This window comes from Cupriavidus sp. 22TCCZM04-2, from assembly GCF_057798895.1.
Genome location: NZ_JBYOJS010000002.1, coordinates 1 through 16,688, shown reverse-complemented (window position 1 = coordinate 16,688; position 16,688 = coordinate 1). Strand labels below are relative to the sequence as shown.

Annotated in this window: 13 protein-coding genes; 5 read left to right on the top strand and 8 right to left on the bottom strand. The window is 66.1% G+C overall.

The genetic code is table 11. The features are described from left to right. Nucleotides 1-5: 5 nt before the first annotated feature. From narI to AC3FKG_RS03375, 6 genes are all read right to left on the bottom strand, one after another. A complete protein-coding gene (gene narI, locus AC3FKG_RS03400) occupies nt 6-689 on the bottom strand; it encodes a respiratory nitrate reductase subunit gamma (RefSeq protein ID WP_483713246.1) in 684 nt (227 codons plus the stop codon). A 19-nt stretch (nt 690-708) separates the two neighbouring features. After that, the gene (gene narJ, locus AC3FKG_RS03395; RefSeq protein WP_488742424.1) at nt 709-1,383 is read right to left on the bottom strand and encodes a nitrate reductase molybdenum cofactor assembly chaperone; all 675 of its coding nucleotides are present in this window, start codon (nt 1,381-1,383) and stop codon (nt 709-711) included. A gap of 27 nt (nt 1,384-1,410) precedes the next feature. After that, nucleotides 1,411-2,958 (bottom strand): nitrate reductase subunit beta, encoded by a 1,548-nt coding sequence (gene narH / locus AC3FKG_RS03390; protein WP_488742423.1) that lies wholly within the window; start codon nt 2,956-2,958, stop codon nt 1,411-1,413. Between the two features lie 2 nt (nt 2,959-2,960). Then, nucleotides 2,961-6,695 carry a nitrate reductase subunit alpha gene (locus AC3FKG_RS03385; protein WP_488742422.1) on the bottom strand — a complete coding sequence of 1,245 codons (3,735 nt, stop codon included), beginning with the start codon at nt 6,693-6,695 and terminating at the stop codon, nt 2,961-2,963. A 174-nt stretch (nt 6,696-6,869) separates the two neighbouring features. Continuing rightward, nucleotides 6,870-8,255, bottom strand: coding sequence for a NarK family nitrate/nitrite MFS transporter (locus tag AC3FKG_RS03380; RefSeq protein WP_483713250.1), 1,386 nt, complete (start codon nt 8,253-8,255; stop codon nt 6,870-6,872). 39 nt (nt 8,256-8,294) lie between these two features. Beyond that, complete coding sequence (locus AC3FKG_RS03375) at nt 8,295-9,584, bottom strand: MFS transporter (RefSeq protein WP_488742421.1); 1,290 nt, start codon at nt 9,582-9,584, stop codon at nt 8,295-8,297. A gap of 224 nt (nt 9,585-9,808) precedes the next feature. Between AC3FKG_RS03375 and AC3FKG_RS03370 the strand changes: the two genes are divergently transcribed. Further along, nucleotides 9,809-11,023, top strand: a complete 1,215-nt coding sequence (locus AC3FKG_RS03370; RefSeq protein ID WP_488742420.1) for an NnrS family protein — start codon at nt 9,809-9,811, stop codon at nt 11,021-11,023. Between the two features lie 107 nt (nt 11,024-11,130). Here the strand turns inward: AC3FKG_RS03370 and AC3FKG_RS03365 are convergent, their stop codons facing one another. Beyond that, on the bottom strand, nt 11,131-12,342 hold the full coding sequence (locus tag AC3FKG_RS03365) for an MFS transporter (protein WP_488742419.1): 1,212 nt from the start codon (nt 12,340-12,342) through the stop codon (nt 11,131-11,133). Nucleotides 12,343-12,456: 114 nt separating this feature from the next. On the opposite strand from AC3FKG_RS03365, the gene AC3FKG_RS03360 reads away from it, so the two are divergent. Together AC3FKG_RS03360 and AC3FKG_RS03355 are read left to right on the top strand one after the other, a co-directional pair. Further along, nucleotides 12,457-13,371: a LysR family transcriptional regulator gene (locus AC3FKG_RS03360; RefSeq protein WP_483714448.1), complete on the top strand. Its 915-nt coding sequence runs from the start codon at nt 12,457-12,459 to the stop codon at nt 13,369-13,371. A gap of 247 nt (nt 13,372-13,618) precedes the next feature. After that, a complete protein-coding gene (locus AC3FKG_RS03355) occupies nt 13,619-14,191 on the top strand; it encodes a hypothetical protein (RefSeq protein WP_483713254.1) in 573 nt (190 codons plus the stop codon). Nucleotides 14,192-14,236: 45 nt separating this feature from the next. Here AC3FKG_RS03355 and AC3FKG_RS03350 read toward each other — a convergent pair whose 3' ends face one another. Further along, nucleotides 14,237-14,551, bottom strand: coding sequence for an H-NS histone family protein (locus AC3FKG_RS03350; RefSeq protein ID WP_483713255.1), 315 nt, complete (start codon nt 14,549-14,551; stop codon nt 14,237-14,239). On the opposite strand from AC3FKG_RS03350, the gene AC3FKG_RS03345 reads away from it, so the two are divergent. Continuing rightward, a complete protein-coding gene (locus AC3FKG_RS03345) occupies nt 14,542-15,009 on the top strand; it encodes a hypothetical protein (protein ID WP_488742418.1) in 468 nt (155 codons plus the stop codon). The genes AC3FKG_RS03350 and AC3FKG_RS03345 overlap by 10 nt on opposite strands. A 96-nt stretch (nt 15,010-15,105) precedes the next feature. Next, nucleotides 15,106-16,655 (top strand): IS3 family transposase gene (locus AC3FKG_RS03340; RefSeq protein WP_488742417.1). Its coding sequence is split into 2 segments (ribosomal slippage): nt 15,106-15,592 and nt 15,592-16,655, totalling 1,551 coding nucleotides; the frame shifts between segments, so codons are not numbered across the junction. Nucleotides 16,656-16,688: the final 33 nt, after the last annotated feature.

Here is a 16,688-nt window from a genome sequence, read left to right as displayed (position 1 = left end):
GCGGCTCAGCGGCTGCGCACGAGTTGCCAGGCGCGGCCGAGATAGCCCACCGAGGCGAAGCCGCTCCAGACGTGAACCAGCCGCGTGAACGGGAAGATCACGAACAGCGACATCCCCATGAACAGGTGCACCTTGAACAGCAGCGGAGCATCGGCCACGAAGCTCGCGGCATCGCCGCGCAGCGTGACGATGTGCTGGGCCCAGGTCATCAGCAGCACCATCATGTGCCCGTCCATATGGCTGGCGGATTCGAAGATGGTGGACAGGCCCAGCAGCAGCGTGACCAGCAGCCACAGCAGCAGCACCTTGTCGCCGGCGCGGGTCACGGCCGAGACGCGGGCATTGGTCAGGCGGCGATGCAGCAGGATCAGCAGGCCGGCCAGGCACATGGTGCCCATCACGCCGCCGGCGGTCATGGCCACGGCCTGCTTGAGGCCGTGCGAGACGCCCAGCGTGTCCCACACCGCGACCGGCGTGAGCAGCCCGACCAGGTGGCCGAAGAACAGCCCCAGGATGCCGACGTGGAACAGGATGTTGCCCGTGCGCAGGTTGCCGCGGTAGAGCACCTGGGAGCTGTCGGTCTTCCAGGTGTACTGCTCGCGCTCGAAGCGCGCCAGGCTGCCGAACAGGAAGATGGCCAGCGCGATGTAGGGGTAGATGCCGAAAAGGAATTGATGGATCAGGTTCATGGTGGTCACCTTGGCGTTCTCAGCAGACGGATGCCACCGGCGCGCGCTGCGCGGTGCCACGCGGGTAGAACTTCACGGCGTGCGCGCCGGTAGCGGGCCCGAGCAGCGGCTCGACGCCGTCAGCGCCGGGGCCGAAGGTTTCGAGCGCTTCATCCATGTCGCGCACAGGCGGCTCCTGCTGCGGCTCGGGCTGCACGTCGGTCAGCGTGCGCAGCACGGTGAAGACGCCGCCATACGGGCTTTCGTTGCGTGCGAGCCGGTCGCCCACGGCGGCCAGCACATGGATGGCATCGCCAAGCAGTTGCTCGGCGCGTGCTTCCTTGTTGTCCGCGACGAGCGCGCCCAGGTACTCGAGGAACAGCGGCACGTAGTCCGGCAGTTCCGACGCGGTCGGCTCGAAGCCGTCGCGCCGGTATTCCGCGATCAGGTCGACCATGGCCTGGCCGCGGTCGCGGCTTTCGCCGTGGACGTGCTCGAACAGGTGCAGCGAATGCGCCGGATTGCGGTCGAACGTGGCGACATAGTTTTCCTGCAGCGCGATCAGTGTTTCGCCGCGCAGCATGTGCATCAGCGGCGCAAGCATCTCGTGCGCCTGCGGCCATTCCGCCAGGGCCTGGTCGATCTCGGGCAGGCTTTCGAGCAAGGCCTCCTCCGGGTAGCAGAGCAGTGCGCTAAGGATCGGGTAGAGGGGCATGTGGGTTCTCCTGTCTGTTCTGCCGGTTCAGCCGGCGAAGGCCTTGCGCGAACGCGGCAGGGCGGCGTAGGCGATGGCCGGCTTCGGCTTCTTGCCGAACAGCGTGCCTTCCGAGGTGCCGCCGGAGCAGCCGTTGCCGAAGGTAAAGCCGCAGCTGGCCTTGTCGCTGAAGCTGTCCTCGACCATTTCCTTGTGCGACGACGGGATGACGAAGCGGTCTTCATAGTTCGCGATGGCCATGGTCTGGTACATGTCCTCGACCTGCGCCGGCGTCAGTCCGACCTGCTCCAGCACGGCCAGGTCCTGTTCGCCGTCGACGACCTGCGAGCGCTTGTAGGCGCGCATCGCCAGCATGCGGTCGAGTGCGGACAGCACCGGCATGACGTCGCCCGCGGTCAGCAGGTTGGCCAGGTACTTCACCGGGATGCGCAGGCTCTTCACGTCCGGGATCACGCCGTTCATGCCCATGTGGCCCGCCTCGGCGGCGGACTGGATCGGCGACAGCGGCGGGATGTACCAGACCATCGGCAGCGTGCGGTACTCGGGGTGCAGCGGGAAGGCGACCTTCCATTCGCACGCCATCTTGTAGACCGGCGACTTGCGCGCGGCATCGAGCCAGCTCTGCGGAATGCCCTGGCGGCGCGCCTCGGCCTGCACGGTCGGGTCGTGCGGGTCCAGGAACACGTCTAGCTGCGACTGGTACAGGTCGCGATCGTCCGCGACCGACGCCGCTTGTTCGATACGGTCCGCGTCATAGAGCATCACGCCCAGATAGCGGATGCGGCCGACGCAGGTTTCCGAGCACACCGTGGGCTGGCCGGCCTCGATGCGCGGATAGCAGAACAGGCACTTCTCGGCCTTGCCGCTCTGCCAGTTGAAGTAGATCTTCTTGTACGGGCAGCCCGAGATGCACATGCGCCAGCCGCGGCACTTGTCCTGGTCGACCAGCACGATGCCGTCGTCCTCGCGCTTGTAGATCGAGCCCGACGGGCAAGACGCCACGCAGGTCGGGTTCAGGCAGTGCTCGCACAGGCGCGGCAGGTACATCATGAAGGTGTTCTCGAAGGTCGAGTACATCTCCTTCTGCACGTCGTCGAACAGCTTGTCGCGGCCACGCGAGGCGAATTCGCCGCCGAGGTCGTCTTCCCAGTTCGGACCCCATTCGATCTTTTCCATCTTGCGGCCGGTCAGCACGGACACCGGGCGCGCGGTCGGCGGGGTCTGCACGAGCGGTGCTTTCTGCAGGTGCTCGTAGTCGTAGGTGAACGGCTCGTAGTAGTCGTCGATCTGCGGCAGGTTCGGGTTGGCGAACAGGTTCGCCAGGATCTTGAGCTTGCCGCCCTGGCGCGGCTCCAGGTTGCCGTTGGCATTGCGCTTCCAGCCGCCTTGCCATTTGTCCTGGTTCTCCCATTCTTTCGGGTAGCCGATGCCGGGCTTGGTTTCGACATTGTTGAACCACGCGTACTCGATGCCGTCACGGCTGGTCCACACGTTCTTGCAGGTGACGGAGCAGGTATGGCAGCCGATGCACTTGTCGAGGTTCAGTACCATGGCTACCTGGGCACGGATCTTCATTCTCAGGCTCCTTCCTTCACGTTCTTTTCCACGAGCGGCCCTTCCAGCCAGTCGACCTTCTTCATCTTGCGCAGGATCACGAACTCGTCGCGGTTGCTGCCCACGGTGCCGTAGTAGTTGAAGCCGTAGGCGAGCTGCGCGTAGCCGCCGATCATGTGCGTGGGCTTGGTAACCGCACGCGTCACCGAGTTATGGATGCCGCCGCGCATGCGGCTGGTTTCGGCACCCGGCACGTTCACGATCTTTTCCTGGGCGTGGTACATCAAACACATGCCTTGCGGCACGCGCTGCGACACCACCACGCGCGCGGTCAGCGTGCCGTTGACGTTGAACACTTCGACCCAGTCGTTGTCGCGGATGCCGTTGGCCTTGGCCTCGGCTTCCGAGATCCACACGTGCGGGCCGCCGCGCGACAGCGTCAGCATGCGCAGGTTGTCCGAGTAGGTGGAGTGGATGCCCCACTTCTGGTGCGGCGTGATCCAGTTCAGCACCAGTTCGGGGTTGCCGTTCGGCTTCTTGCCGAGCATCGGGCCGACCGTCTTGGTGTCGATGGCCGGCTTGTACACGGCCGAGCCTTCGCCAAAGTCGAGCATCCAGCGGTGGTCCTGCCAGAACTGCTGGCGGCCGGTCAGCGTGCGCCAGGGAATCAGTTCATGCACGTTGGTGTAGCCGGCGTTGTAGCTGACTTCCTCGGACTCCAGCCCCGACCACGTGGGCGCGGAGATGATCTTGCGCGGCTGTGCTTGCACATCCCGGAAACGGATCTTGTCGTGCTCGCGGCCTTCGGCCAGGTGGGTGTGGTCGCGCCCGGTGATCTTTGACAGCGCGTCCCAGGCCTTCACGGCAACATGGCCGTTGGTCTCGGGCGCGAAGGTCAGGATCATCTCGGCCGCGTCGATCGCGCTTTCCAGCTTCGGGCGGCCGTGGCTCACGCCATGGTCGGCCACGGTCTTGCTGAGTTCGCCAATCTCCTTGACCTCGTGCTTCGTATCCCAGTTGATGCCCTTGCCGCCGTTGCCCATCTTGTCGAGCAGCGGGCCGATCGAAGTGAACTTCTTGTAGATGTCGGCGTAGCTGCGCTCGACCACGACCATCGACGGCGCGGTCTTGCCCGGGATCAGGTCGCACTCGCCATGCTTCCAGTCCTTCGGCTCGAAGGGCTGGCCGAGTTCTCCCGGGGTGTCATGCAGCAGCGGCGTGCAGACGAGATCCTTTCGGGTGCCCAGATACGGGCCGGCGATCTCGCTGAATGTCTTCGCGATGGCCTTGTAGATTTCCCAGTCGGTCTTGCTTTCCCACAGCGGCTGCACGGCTTCGGACAGCGGGTGGATGAACGGGTGCATGTCGGACGTGTTGAGGTCGTCCTTCTCGTACCACGTGGCCGTGGGCAGCACGATGTCGCCGTACAGGCAGGTGGTGCTCATGCGGAAATCGAGCACGGTCAGCAGGTCGAGCTTGCCTTCGGCGGCCGGGCGCACCTTGACCTCGCTTGGTTTGATCGCGTCGTCCTCGTCGCCGAACACGGCGTTCTGCGTGCCGAGCAGGTACTTCAGGAAGTACTCATGTCCCTTGCCCGAGCTGCCCAGGATGTTCGATCGCCAGACGAACATATTGCGCGGGAAGTTGGCGGGGTTGTCAGGGTCGTCGCAGGCGAACTCCAGGTTGCCCGACTTCAGTTGCTCGACGGTGTAGGCGACTGGATCCTTGCCGGCGCGCTCGGCCGCGTCGACGACGTCGAGCGGGTTGGAGCCGAGTTGCGGTGCGGAGGGCAGCCAGCCCATGCGCTCGGACTTGGCGTTCAGGTCCAGCAGCGTCATCTTGCCGTACTTGTTCTTGTCGGCGGTCGGCGACAGGATCTCGTCGACGCCAAGCTTTTCATGGCGCCACTGGCTGGTGTGGTTGTAGAAGAACGAGGTGCCGTTCATCTGGCGCGGCGGGCGCGACCAGTCCAGGCCGAAGGCCAGCGGCGCCCAGCCGAACTGCGGGCGCAGCTTTTCCTGGCCGACGTAGTGGGCCCAGCCGCCGCCGCTCTTGCCGATACAGCCGCACATCATCAGCAGGTTGATGATGCCGCGATAGATCATGTCGTTGTGGTACCAGTGGTTCAGCGCCGCGCCGACGATGACCATGCTCTTGCCCTGGGTGCGGTCCGCGTTGTCGGCGAACTCGCGCGCCACCTGGATCACGAGCTTCGGCGGCACCGAGGTGTGCTTCTCCTGCCAGGCCGGGGTGTAGGGCACGTCGTCGTCATAGGACGTGGCCACGTTCGGTCCGCCCAGGCCCTGGTCGACGCCATAGTTGGCAAGCTGCAGGTCATACACGGTGGCGACCAGCGCGGTGGTGCCGTCGGCCAGCGTCACGCGGCGGGCCGGCACGCGGCGGCGCAGCAGCGCGTCATGCTCGCCACCGAAATACGCGAAGCCGACTTCGGCCACTTCATCGTGGCTGCCCAGCTGCGACAGGCGCGGATCGATATTGCGGCTGCTGCCGCCGTCCTTCATTTCCAGGTTCCAGCGGCCGACCTTCTCGCCGCCGTTGTGCGCGCCCTCGCCCCAGCGGAAGCCGATGGAGCCGTTGGGCGCGACGATGTCGCCGGTCATGTCGTCGACCACCAGGGTCTTCCAGTCCGGATGGTTGGCTTCGCCGAGGTTGTCGGCCAGGTGCGAGGCGCGCAGGAAGTGGTCGGGGACCAGCGTGCCGTCGTTGTCGCGCAGCAGCACCAGCATCGGCATGTCGGTGTACTGCTTGATGTAGTCGCGGAAGTACGCCGACTTGCGGCTGACGTGGAATTCCTTGAGCACGACGTGGCCCATCGCCATGGCCAGCGCGGCATCGGTGCCTTGCTTCGGGGCCAGCCAGATGTCGCCGAACTTGACCATCTCGCCGAAGTCCGAGGACACGGCCACGGTCTTGGTGCCCTTGTAGCGCACCTCGGTGTAGAAGTGGGCGTCCGGCGTGCGCGTCTGCGGCACGTTGGAACCCCAGACCATCAGGTAGGTGGAGTTGTACCAGTCGGCGGACTCGGGCACGTCGGTCTGCTCGCCCCAGATCTGCGGGCTGGCCGGCGGCAGGTCGCAGTACCAGTCGTAGAACGACAGGCAGGCGCCCCCGATCAGGCTCAGGTAGCGCGCGCCCGCGGCGTAGGACACCATCGACATGGCGGGAATCGGCGAGAAGCCGACCACGCGGTCGGGGCCGAACTTCTTGACGGTGAAGGCATTGGCGGCCGCGATGATCTCGGTCGCGGTGTTCCAGTCGGCGCGTACGAAGCCGCCCAGGCCACGCACGCTCTTGTAGCGCGCGGCCTTGTCGGGGTTCTGGCTGATCGATTCCCACGCGGAGATCGGGTCCATGGTCTTGCGGGCCTCCCGCCACATCTCCATCAGGCGGCCACGGATCATCGGGTACTTCACGCGCTGGGCGGAATAGACGTACCAGCTGTAGGAGGCGCCGCGAGGGCAGCCGCGCGGCTCATGGTTGGGCAGGTCGGGACGGGTGCGCGGGTAATCGGTCTGCTGGGTTTCCCAGGTGATCAGGCCGTTCTTCACATACACCTTCCACGAGCAGGAGCCCGTGCAGTTCACGCCGTGTGTGGAGCGCACGATCTTGTCGTGCTGCCAGCGGCTGCGGTAGCCGTCTTCCCACTTGCGGTCTTCGTTCACCACCGCGCCGTGCCCGTCCGCATAGGTGGACTTGACGCGCGACATGAACTTCAGTCGATCCAGAAAGTGACTCATCTCTTGTTCTCCGCGAATGCTAGCTGCTGGCGGCACGCGGCCGTTGCAGGGACACTCGTAGCTTATGGGGAGGGAATGTGCGCGCCAATTCGCTGGTGGAACAGGCCGCGCGGTGCGTTCGGGCTAGTCGGCAGGGGCCGCCCTAGTTCTGTCGAACTAGGCCGGCCGGCAGCCTCAGCAGGGCATGTCGGCGTTGCGGCGCGCGTAGCACCACCACGTCACGAGCACGCAGCTCACGTAGAAGGCGATGAAGCAATACAGTGCGGCGTCGGCCGAGCCGGTCAGCTCCAGCGAGGTGCCGAAGCTCTTGGGGATGAAGAAGCCGCCATAGGCGCCGATCGCGCCGGAGAAGCCGAGCACGGCAGCCGATTCCTTGCCGGCTTCCTGCAGCGCCTGGCGTTGCGCGACGTCGCCCTTGCCGGCAGCGGCGCGCTGGCGCTCCGTGAGGAAGATGACCGGAATCATGCGGAAGGTCGAGCCGTTGCCGATGCCGGTCAGCGCGAACAGCGCGACGAAGGCTGCCAGGAAGGCCGGGAAGCTGCCCGCAGCGCCGTCATGCGGCAACGCGGCCAGCACGCCGAACACGGCGATGATCATGCCGATGAAGGTCCACAGCGTCACGCGCGCGCCGCCTAGCTTGTCGGAGATCCAGCCGCCCACAGGACGCGTGAGTGCGCCGACCAGCGGCCCCAGGAAGGCATAAGCTGTGGGATTCACGCCCGGGAACTGCGACTTGGTCAGCAGCGCCAGGCCGGCGGAGAAGCCGATGAACGAACCGAACGTGCCCACGTACAGCCAGCACATCAGCCAGTTGTGCTTGCGCTTGAAGATGATGGCCTGGTCGGCGAACGAAGCCTTGGCGTCGGCGATGTCATGCATGCCGAACCACGCCGCCAGCGACGACACCACGATGAACGGTACCCAGATAAAGCCCGCGTTCTGCAGCCACAGGCTCCTGGTGACGTCGCCGGCCTGGTATTGCTGGGCATCGCCGCCGAGCGTGCCGAACACCGCCAGCGATACCACCAGCGGGGTGACGAACTGCACCACCGACACGCCGAGGTTGCCGATGCCGGCGTTCAGTCCGGTGGCCAGGCCCTTCTTCGCCTTCGGGAAGAAGAAGCTGATGTTGGCCATCGACGAGCTGAAGTTGGCGCCGCCGAAGCCGCACAGCAGCGCGAGCGCCAGCAGCGTCGGGTAGCTGGTGGTCGGGTCGCGCAGCGCGAAGCCCATGCCGAGCGCCGGGATCAGCAGCAGCGCGGTGGAGATGGCGGTGAAGCGGCGCCCGCCGAACACCGGCACCAGGAACGAATAGAAGATGCGCAGCGTGGCGCCGGACAGCGCGGGCAGCGCGGTCAGCCAGAACAGCTGGTTCTTGGTGAACTGGAAGCCGGCGCGGTCGAGGTTGACGGCAACCACGCTCCACAGCATCCAGATCACGAAGGCCAGCATCAGCGCGGGAATCGAGATCCACAGGTTGCGGTAGGCGATGCGTTCGCCCGTGTTTTGCCAGAACGCCGCGTTCTCGGGCTCCCAGCGCGTTAGTACAGAGGTGGACATGACAGTGTGCTTGAGTGGAAAGAGGGATCAGGGGCGGCGTCACGCCGTCTGGGTGAGGCCGACGGCCTGTTCCTTGCGCCGGCGTTCGGCGCGGTGGCTGTAGTGCATCCAGACCAGGCTCACGCACACGGTGCCGTACATCAGCATGAAGCAGCTGCTGCGCACGCCGGTCAGGTCGGCCAGTGCGCCGAACAGGATCGGCAGCACAAAGCCGCCGAGGCCCCCCGCCAGGCCCACCACGCCGGAAACGGCGCCGATGTTGTGCGTGAAATCGTTCGAGATGAACTTGAAGACCGAGGCCTTGCCGATGGCGAAGGCGATGCCGACCACGAACAGCAGGAACGTGAATACCGCCGGCGTCAGCGCAATGCGGAAGCTCTGCGGACCCGTGGTGGTGTGGATCACGAAGTCGGTCTGCGGGTAGCTCAGCAGGAAGAAGCCGACCCAGCTCACCCACATCACCCACCACGTGGTGCGCTGCGCGCCGTAGCGGTCGGAGATCCAGCCGCCGATCGCGCGCAGCACGCCGCCCGGCAGCGAGAAGCATGCGGCGAGGAACGCGGCCACCTTCATGTCGAAGCCGTATTCGCCGATGTAGTACTTGGTCATCCACAGCGACAGGCCGACGTAGCCGCCGAACACCACCGAGTAGTACTGCGAGTAGCGCCACACGCGCGGGTCGCGCAACATGGCCAGCTGCTCGCGAAAGCCGGTGCTGGACGTCACCCGGTGCGCGGGGTTGCTGCGCGAGCCGAGCCAGAACACGACGGCCGTCACCAGCATCGCGACCGAGTACACCCGGGGCACGACTTCCCAGGTGCCAGCGGCCAGGATGAGCGCCGGCGCGACAAACTTGGTCAGCGCGGCGCCCGAGTTGCCGGCGCCGAAGATACCCATGGCCAGCCCCTGGCGCGCACGCGGGAACCAGCGCGCGACGTACGGGGTGCCGACCGAGAACGAGCCGCCGGCCAGGCCGACGAACAGGCCCAGCACGAGCAGTTGCCACAGCGTATGCGCATACGAGATCAGCCAGATCGGGATGACCGTGGCCAGCATCAGCACGAAGAACACGACGCGGCCGCCGTAGCGGTCGGTCCAGATGCCGAGCGGCACTCGGATCAGCGAGCCGCTCAGCACCGGCGTGGCGGCCAGCAGGCCGAACTCGGTCTCATTGAGCCCGAGTTCCTTCTTGAGCGGGATGCCGAGGACGGCGAACAGCATCCAGACGGCGAAGCAGATGGTGAAGGCAAAGGTGCTGGATGCCAGCGTCGTCCATGCCCCGGAAGGGACGGGCTCCGGCATTCGCGCCGCGTGTGTTGGGGTGGCCATGGCCATACTCCTGTGTCAACTATGACGGGATGACGCCAGAGTAGGCACGCGGGTTACGGCTGACCATTCGCCGGGAGCACAAGCCGCCACGTCCCGGAACCTGCTGGTGGAGCTAGTTCCATCGGCGGAGGACGACGGCGGCATCAGGGTGCTATCGTGGTTGCACCCCGTCTGGACACGGTATCAACCCGTGACACGGATCAAATTTCTCGCACGCGCCCATCATGGAAACCATCCCAATCCTGCCTGCACGCGGTCCGCGCAAGTCGCCGGAGGCGGGTCCGCCGCCCCGTGGCTTTGCGCTGTTCGCGCTCGGCTTCCGCCCTTTCTACCTGGGCGGCGCGCTCTTTGCAGCGATCGCCGTGGCCGCATGGGCGGCTGTGTTCGGCGGTGCGGGGGGCATGGCGCCTGCAATGCCGCCGATGCTGTGGCACGCCCATGAGATGGTGTTCGGCTTTGCCGCCGCGATCGTGGTCGGCTTCCTGTTTACGGCCGGGCGCGCGTGGACCGGGCAACCCACGCCGACCGGCGCGCCGCTTGCTTGCCTGTTCGTGCTGTGGCTGGCCGGGCGTGGCGCCATGTGGTTCGGCCCTGGCGTGCCGGCCGCGTGGATCGACGGCGCGTTCCTGCCGCTGGCCGCGCTGGCGTTCACGCGCACGTTGGTCAAAGGCGGCAGTCGCCGCAACTATCCGCTGGCGTTTGCGCTCTGGCTGCTGGCCCTGGCCAATGTGTCTGGCCTTGCGCTGCATGCCGGTGGCTACGCCGATGCGGCGCTGCGCGCCTGCCAGGCCGGCGTGGCGCTGATCACGCTGTTCGTCATCGTGATCGGCGGACGCGTGATTCCGATGTTCACGACCAATGCCGTTCCAGGTTTTCGCCTGCGCCAGTATCCGAAGGTCGACCGCGTGGCCGTGCCTGCGGCAGTCCTGGGCCTGCTGGCCGGGCTGGTTCCGCTGCCCGGGTGGCTGGCGGCCCTGTTGTCGCTGCTGGCGGCCGTGGTGCTCGGCATCCGCGTGGTCGGCTGGCGCGGCTATGCGGTGGGCAACCGCCCGCTGCTGTGGTCGCTGCACCTGGCCTATGGGTGGCTGCCGCTGGCCTTGCTGCTGCAGGCCGCCGCGGTGCTCGGGCTGGTGATGCCGGGCATTGCCACGCATGCGTTCACGGTTGGCGTGCTCGGTGGCGCCATCATCGCCATGGTCACGCGCACGGCGCTCGGGCACACGGGCCGGACGCTGGCTGCCGGGCGCGCGGAGACCGCTGCCTACTGGCTGGTGGCGGCGGCCGCGGTGCTGCGTGTCATCGGGCCGTTGCTTTGGCCGGCGGGATACCTGCATTGGGTCTACGGCGCCGCCGCTTGCTGGGTAGCAGCATTCGCGGTCTACGCGGTGGTCTACGCGCCGCGGCTGGCGCGGCCCCGGATCGACGGAAAGGCTGGCTGAGGCCTGCCCAAGGCCCCTCTGGCTCGCGCCCTTCGGACCCGAGCCGGGCCAATTCACTAAACGGCGTTGGGAATTCCGCCCTGCCGGCGGCTGGCGCAGGCCCTGTATCAGCCCATCCCGGCCACCACGGCCAAGCGATCGTTGCCGCGCTCCTTCCGCACACTGGCCCATGCCACAAGCAGTGCGGCCAATGGCGCCAGGGCGGCCACCCAGGGCAGGGCATCCAGGCCCGGGCCATGGGCGACCACCATGCCGCCCAGCCACGCGCCGATGCCGTTGCCGAGATTGAACGCGGCGATGTTGAAGCTCGATGCCAGGTTCTGGCCCGAGCCGCTGGCGTGGTGCAGCACGCGCAGCTGCAGTGGCGACACGGTCGCGAACGCGGCGACGCCCAGGATGCCGACGAACCCGGCCATGGCGATCTGGCTGTGGACGGCCAAGGTCATGGCCGCGAGCACGGCGATGAGCGCGCTCAGCGAGCCCAGCAGCGCGGCCGTGGGCTGGCGGTCGGCGAAGCGGCCGCCCAGGATGTTGCCGACGATCATGCCGCCGCCGAACAGCAGCAGGATCGGCGACACCGCCCCCTCGCTGAAGCCGGTCACGCGCGTCAGCAGCGGCTGTACATAGGTGATCACCGCGAAGGTGCCGGCAGACTGCAGCACGGTCATCAGCAGGCCGAGCAGCACCTGCGGCCGCACGATGGTGGCGAGTTCCTCGCGCAGCGCGACCGGCGCGCTGTCGTCGCGGCTCTTTTGCACCAGCGCGGCAATCACGACGATCGAGACCAGGCCGATCAGCGCCATGGCCCAGAACGTCGAGCGCCAGCCAAGGTGCAGGCCCAGCCAGGCGCCGGCGGGCATGCCGAGCAGCGTGGCCAGCGTCAGGCCCGAGAACATGACCGAAATCGCCGAGGCACGGCGCTCGGCCGGCACCAGGCCGGTCGCCACCACGGCGCCCACGCCAAAGAAAGTGCCGTGCGTCAGCGAGGTGAGGACGCGCGCGATCATCAGCGTGGTGTAGTCGGGCGCCAGCGCGCAGGCCGCGTTGCCGACGGTGTAGATCCCCATCAGCGCGAGCAGTACGGCCTTGCGCGGCATGCGCCGGGTCAGCAGCGTCAGCACCGGCGCGCCGGCGAACACGCCGAGCGCATAGCCGGAAACCAGCATGCCGGCGGCGGCAATGCTGACATGCAAGTCAGTGGCCACTTGCAGCAGCAGGCCCATGATGACGAATTCGGCGCAGCCAATGCCGAAGGAGCCGGCGGTCAGCGCGTAGAGGGCAGCCGGCATGCGGCCGGTACGTGAGGCTGGGTTCGACATGGTGAGCGCTTGCGGATGGCGGGAGGGACGGCAGGAAGGCTGAAGTGTCGGTGTTTTCATCTTCTTCATAAATGGGCATTATTCATAATCAGTTTCAAGAAAATATTGAAAATCATGGACCGCATTGGCGATATCGGCTTGTTTCTGCGCGTGCTGGACCTGGGCTCGATCAGTGCCGGCGCGCGCAGCCTGGATTTGTCGGTGGCGGTGGCCAGCCAGCGCCTGCAGCGGCTGGAACGCGAACTCGGCGTTCGTCTGTTGCATCGCACTACGCGACGCCTGCATGCGACGCCTGAGGGCGTGATCCTTGCCGAGCAAGGACGTGCGCTGGTCGACGATCTCGATGCGCTGGGCAGTTCTCTGCGGCAGGCGGGCACCGGTATTTCGGGAACGCTGCGCGTGACCGCTTCCTCGTCGTTCGGTCGCCTCTATATCTCGCCGCTGCTGCCGGAATTCATGGCGCGGCATCCCGGCTTGAAGCTCAGCTTCACCATGACGGACAACGTGCTGGACCTGGTCAGCGCCGGCTTCGACCTGGCGATCCGTATCGGCGCGCTCGACGATTCGGCGATGGTCGCGCGCAAGCTGGCGACCAACCGGCGGCTGCTGTGCGCATCGCCGGAATACCTGCGCCGCCGCGGCACGCCGCGCACGCCGCAGGACCTGGCCAGCCATGATTGCCTGCTGCTCGTGGGCAGCCAGGGTCGGCAGGATGTCTGGCGCCTCGGTGACGGGGCGGGCGGGGAGATTGCCGTGCGGGTACGCGGGCCAATCGACGCCAACTCCGGCGAATTACTGTCAGATGCCGCGCTGGCCGGGCTCGGCATTGCCTTGCATTCGACTTGGCATGTCAGCGCCGCCCTGCGCACCGGACAGCTGGTGCCGGTGCTGGCCGACTATCCGGTGGCGGAATCCGGGATCTACGCAGTCATGCCGCAGCGCCGGCTGGTGCCGCCAAGGGTGCGGGCGTTTGTGGATTTCCTGGCCGAACACTTCGGCGAAAACCCGCCGTGGGAGCGCCCGGCATGACGGGTTGCGCTACGGTGCAACCGAATGCCTAAAAATTGGGCGGTCCGGTGCGTTGGCGCACAGACTGGGCGTTTCGGGGGAGACGCGCGAGGATATCCACAGATTCTGTGGATATCCTCGCCGGATTTCAACATGGGTTTCTACCATCGACGTGCCTCCCGGCCAGCGGGTATGCTGAGCGATCCGCCCCGGCCTGCCGCTTGCCGTTCGGCGCCCCGGCATGCCATCCCCCTTTCTTCGAGACACCATGCGACACCACGGGCCGACGGCAGTACCGATCCTGGCCATGCTGGCCGGCGCCGTCATGGCGGCCGGCTGCGTGGCGCAGTACCGCGTGCCGTCCGGCGCTGCCGTGGCCAGTGTGCGCTTGATGACGGATACCGATGACAACACCACGTTCACGGTGGTCGATCCCGCCAAGTGCCCGGAGCCGGCTCGTCCGCTGGTCCTGGCCGGAATGGGCAAGCAGTTGTCGGCGATCGGGCGGGAGCGCGGGCTGGAGATGGCCGGAAGTTCGCCGGAGTCGCCGGCACGCACGCGCGAGCGGCATGTGGAGGCGGGTCGGCGGATCTACGTGGGCGTGATATCGACAGCCGCACCGCCGCTGCCGGAACTGCGCTGCGCGGCGGGCGTGTCGTTCGTGCCGGCGGCGGGGGCGCAATATGAAATCCGCTATAAGCGGGACGAGACCGCGAGCCAGTGCTCGGCCCAGGTCTTGCGCTTGCAACCGCTCTCGTCAGGCGCCGCGCGGCCCATGGCAGAGCCGACGCAGCAGGGCTTTCGCGCGCTGAAAAAAGAATACGTCTGCCAGGCGTCCTGACGACGCCTGGACGGGCCAGGCCCAGGCGGGGGCGGCCGCAGCGGCTTACGACTCGATCAGGAAACGTTCCGGGCGCTTGCCCAGCCATGCCGGTGCACGGCCGCGACCCGACCAGGTCTTGCCGGTCTTCGGGTCCATGTACTTGGCGGGCAGCGGAGCGTGCTCCGCCTTCTTGGGGGCGCCCGAACCTGCCGGCCGGCCGCGGCCACGGCGCGGGGCGATATCGTCCGGGGTCAGGCCGTATTCGGCCATCAGCGAACGGATCTGGTCGATCACGCCGGCGACTTCGGTTTGCCTGACTTCATTGAGCTTGGCTTCGAGTGCTTCTTTTTCTGCGAGCAGTTGCTTGTATGTCGCCATTTATATTCCCCTTTTCTGCAATTGACCGCTGCATGGTACTGGAACTTCCTGCCGATATGGCATTGTCGTGCGGCGGCGGATACGAAAATATTCTACAAAATATAACGCAGAATGCACGAGCTATTGTTACAGAGTGGTGCGCGTTGCCGGAAATGGCGGCGCTGGCGCGTCCCTGTCATTGCCTTGTTCACGGGATTTTGGCATTGGCCAATGGCAGTGAATGGATTGCGGTCAAAGCAATGCGGAATGGGTGGGCAGGTCGCACACGCGCGATTTCATTCCCGCTTTTCAATCGGGGATTGGAAATTCGCTATGCGCCCGCGGCGGGCGACGGAATTCAATGGATATTGGCGGCTGCAGCGGTACGATGCGCGTATGGGCAGTGTGCAATAAAGAAGGGTTCTTCGCTGATTGCGGGGACGTCGTTCTTGGCATGCGTGGCTGTTTCGCCGGCGTAGCCGGCGACCTACTTTTGTCCGAGCCCTCCATGTCAGGATAGTTGTCGCCTCGCTGCCTTTCGATGAAGGACAATGGGGGGCGGTAACGGTTGGAAGATGAAGCCTTATCCGGCGGAGTACAAAGAATGGGTGGTCGAGCAGATGAAGCCGCCCTTGAACCGGTCGGTGGCGGAGTTGGCCAGGGAGACAGGCATTACAACGGTGTGCCTGCGCAACTGGCGCAACGCGGCCCGAGAGCAAGGAAAGGTTGTGCCAGGCAACGGCAAACAAAGTGATAAGTGGTCCAGTGCGGACAAGTTCCGAGTGGTGCTGGAGACGGCGCCCCTGAGTGAGGCGGAGCTGTCCGAATACTGCCGCAGGAAGGGTATTCAGCCGGAACAGATCCGGGCGTGGCGGGCCGCGTGCGAGCAGGCCAATGCCAAGACACCAGACAAGCCTGACCTGGCGCAGCGCCGCGAGGAACAGGCGGCTCAGAAGCGGATCCGGGATCTTGAGCGCGAACTCAAGCGCAAGGATGCGGCGCTGGCTGAGACAGCAGCGCTGCTGGTGCTGAGAAAAAAAGCCGAGGCGATCTGGGGAAGGGACGAGGAAGACTGATCAACGTCTCGGATCGCCGCGATGCCATTGCGTTGATCGATGAAGCGGTAAAGAGCGGTGCACGCCAGTCCAGGGCCTGCGAGGAACTGGACTTGAGTGAGCGCACCTTGCAGCGCTGGCGCCATGCGCCAGAGGATGGCCGCCCGGGAGCGCAGCGCCCGGTGCCGGCGAACAAGCTCAGCGAGGCAGAACGGCAGGCCGTGCTGGCAGCGGCCAACCAGCCTGGCTACGAGAGCCTGACGCCGCACCAGATCGTGCCGAAGTTGGCCGACGAGGGCCGCTACCTGGCGTCGGAATCGACGTTCTACCGTGTGCTTCGGGCTGCAGGGCAGAGCCGGCGACGTGGACGCAGTCACAATGCCAAGCCCCGCGCGCCGACCACGCATCGTGCAGACGGTGCCAATCAGGTGTGGTGCTGGGACATCACGTGGATGCCCACTACGGTGAAGGGTCGCTTCTTCTACTGGTACATGATGCAGGACATCTACAGCCGCAAGCTGGTGGTCAATGAAGTGCACGAGAGCGAGTCGGTGGAGCATGCCCGCCGGCTGCTCGAACTGGGCTGTCTGCGCGAGCAAACGGCTGGGCGGCCGCTGGTGCTGCACTCTGATAATGGCAGCGTCATGAAGGGGCTGAGCATGCGCGCTGCGATGCAGGATCTGGGCGTGGTGCCGTCATACAGCCGCCCACGCGTGAGCAACGACAACGCCTATGCCGAAGCGTTGTTCCGTACGGCCAAGTACTGCCCGCTGTGGCCCGAGAGGCCATTCGATACGCTGGAACAGGCGCGTGAATGGGTGCATCGGTTCGTGCGTTGGTACAACGAGGAGCACCGTCACAGCGGGCTGAAGTATGTCACGCCGAACCAGCGGCACCGCGGGGAAGCGATACCCCTGCTGGCGCGACGAATGGTGGTGTATCAGGCTGCGCGCGCCCGGCACCCGCAGCGCTGGTCGCGGGGAATCCGGAATTGGAAGCTGGATCCAGTGGTCTACCTGAACCCCGAGCGGGCTGAGCTGGAGCCTAAGGAGTACCGGAAAGCAGCATAGCGGCGGACGCGACAACTACCTTGACACACGCCG

Excerpts from the sequence above, each read along its gene's own strand:
- narI (WP_483713246.1), bottom strand. The coding sequence starts at position 689 with ATGAACCTGATCCATCAATTCCTTTTCGGCATCTACCCCTACATCGCG.
- narJ (WP_488742424.1), bottom strand. The coding sequence starts at position 1,383 with ATGCCCCTCTACCCGATCCTTAGCGCACTGCTCTGCTACCCGGAGGAG.
- narH (WP_488742423.1), bottom strand. The coding sequence starts at position 2,958 with ATGAAGATCCGTGCCCAGGTAGCCATGGTACTGAACCTCGACAAGTGC.
- AC3FKG_RS03385 (WP_488742422.1), bottom strand. The coding sequence starts at position 6,695 with ATGAGTCACTTTCTGGATCGACTGAAGTTCATGTCGCGCGTCAAGTCC.
- AC3FKG_RS03380 (WP_483713250.1), bottom strand. The coding sequence starts at position 8,255 with ATGTCCACCTCTGTACTAACGCGCTGGGAGCCCGAGAACGCGGCGTTC.
- AC3FKG_RS03375 (WP_488742421.1), bottom strand. The coding sequence starts at position 9,584 with ATGGCCACCCCAACACACGCGGCGCGAATGCCGGAGCCCGTCCCTTCC.
- AC3FKG_RS03370 (WP_488742420.1), top strand. The coding sequence starts at position 9,809 with ATGGAAACCATCCCAATCCTGCCTGCACGCGGTCCGCGCAAGTCGCCG.
- AC3FKG_RS03365 (WP_488742419.1), bottom strand. The coding sequence starts at position 12,342 with ATGTCGAACCCAGCCTCACGTACCGGCCGCATGCCGGCTGCCCTCTAC.
- AC3FKG_RS03360 (WP_483714448.1), top strand. The coding sequence starts at position 12,457 with ATGGACCGCATTGGCGATATCGGCTTGTTTCTGCGCGTGCTGGACCTG.
- AC3FKG_RS03355 (WP_483713254.1), top strand. The coding sequence starts at position 13,619 with ATGCGACACCACGGGCCGACGGCAGTACCGATCCTGGCCATGCTGGCC.
- AC3FKG_RS03345 (WP_488742418.1), top strand. The coding sequence starts at position 14,542 with ATGTCGCCATTTATATTCCCCTTTTCTGCAATTGACCGCTGCATGGTA.
- AC3FKG_RS03350 (WP_483713255.1), bottom strand. The coding sequence starts at position 14,551 with ATGGCGACATACAAGCAACTGCTCGCAGAAAAAGAAGCACTCGAAGCC.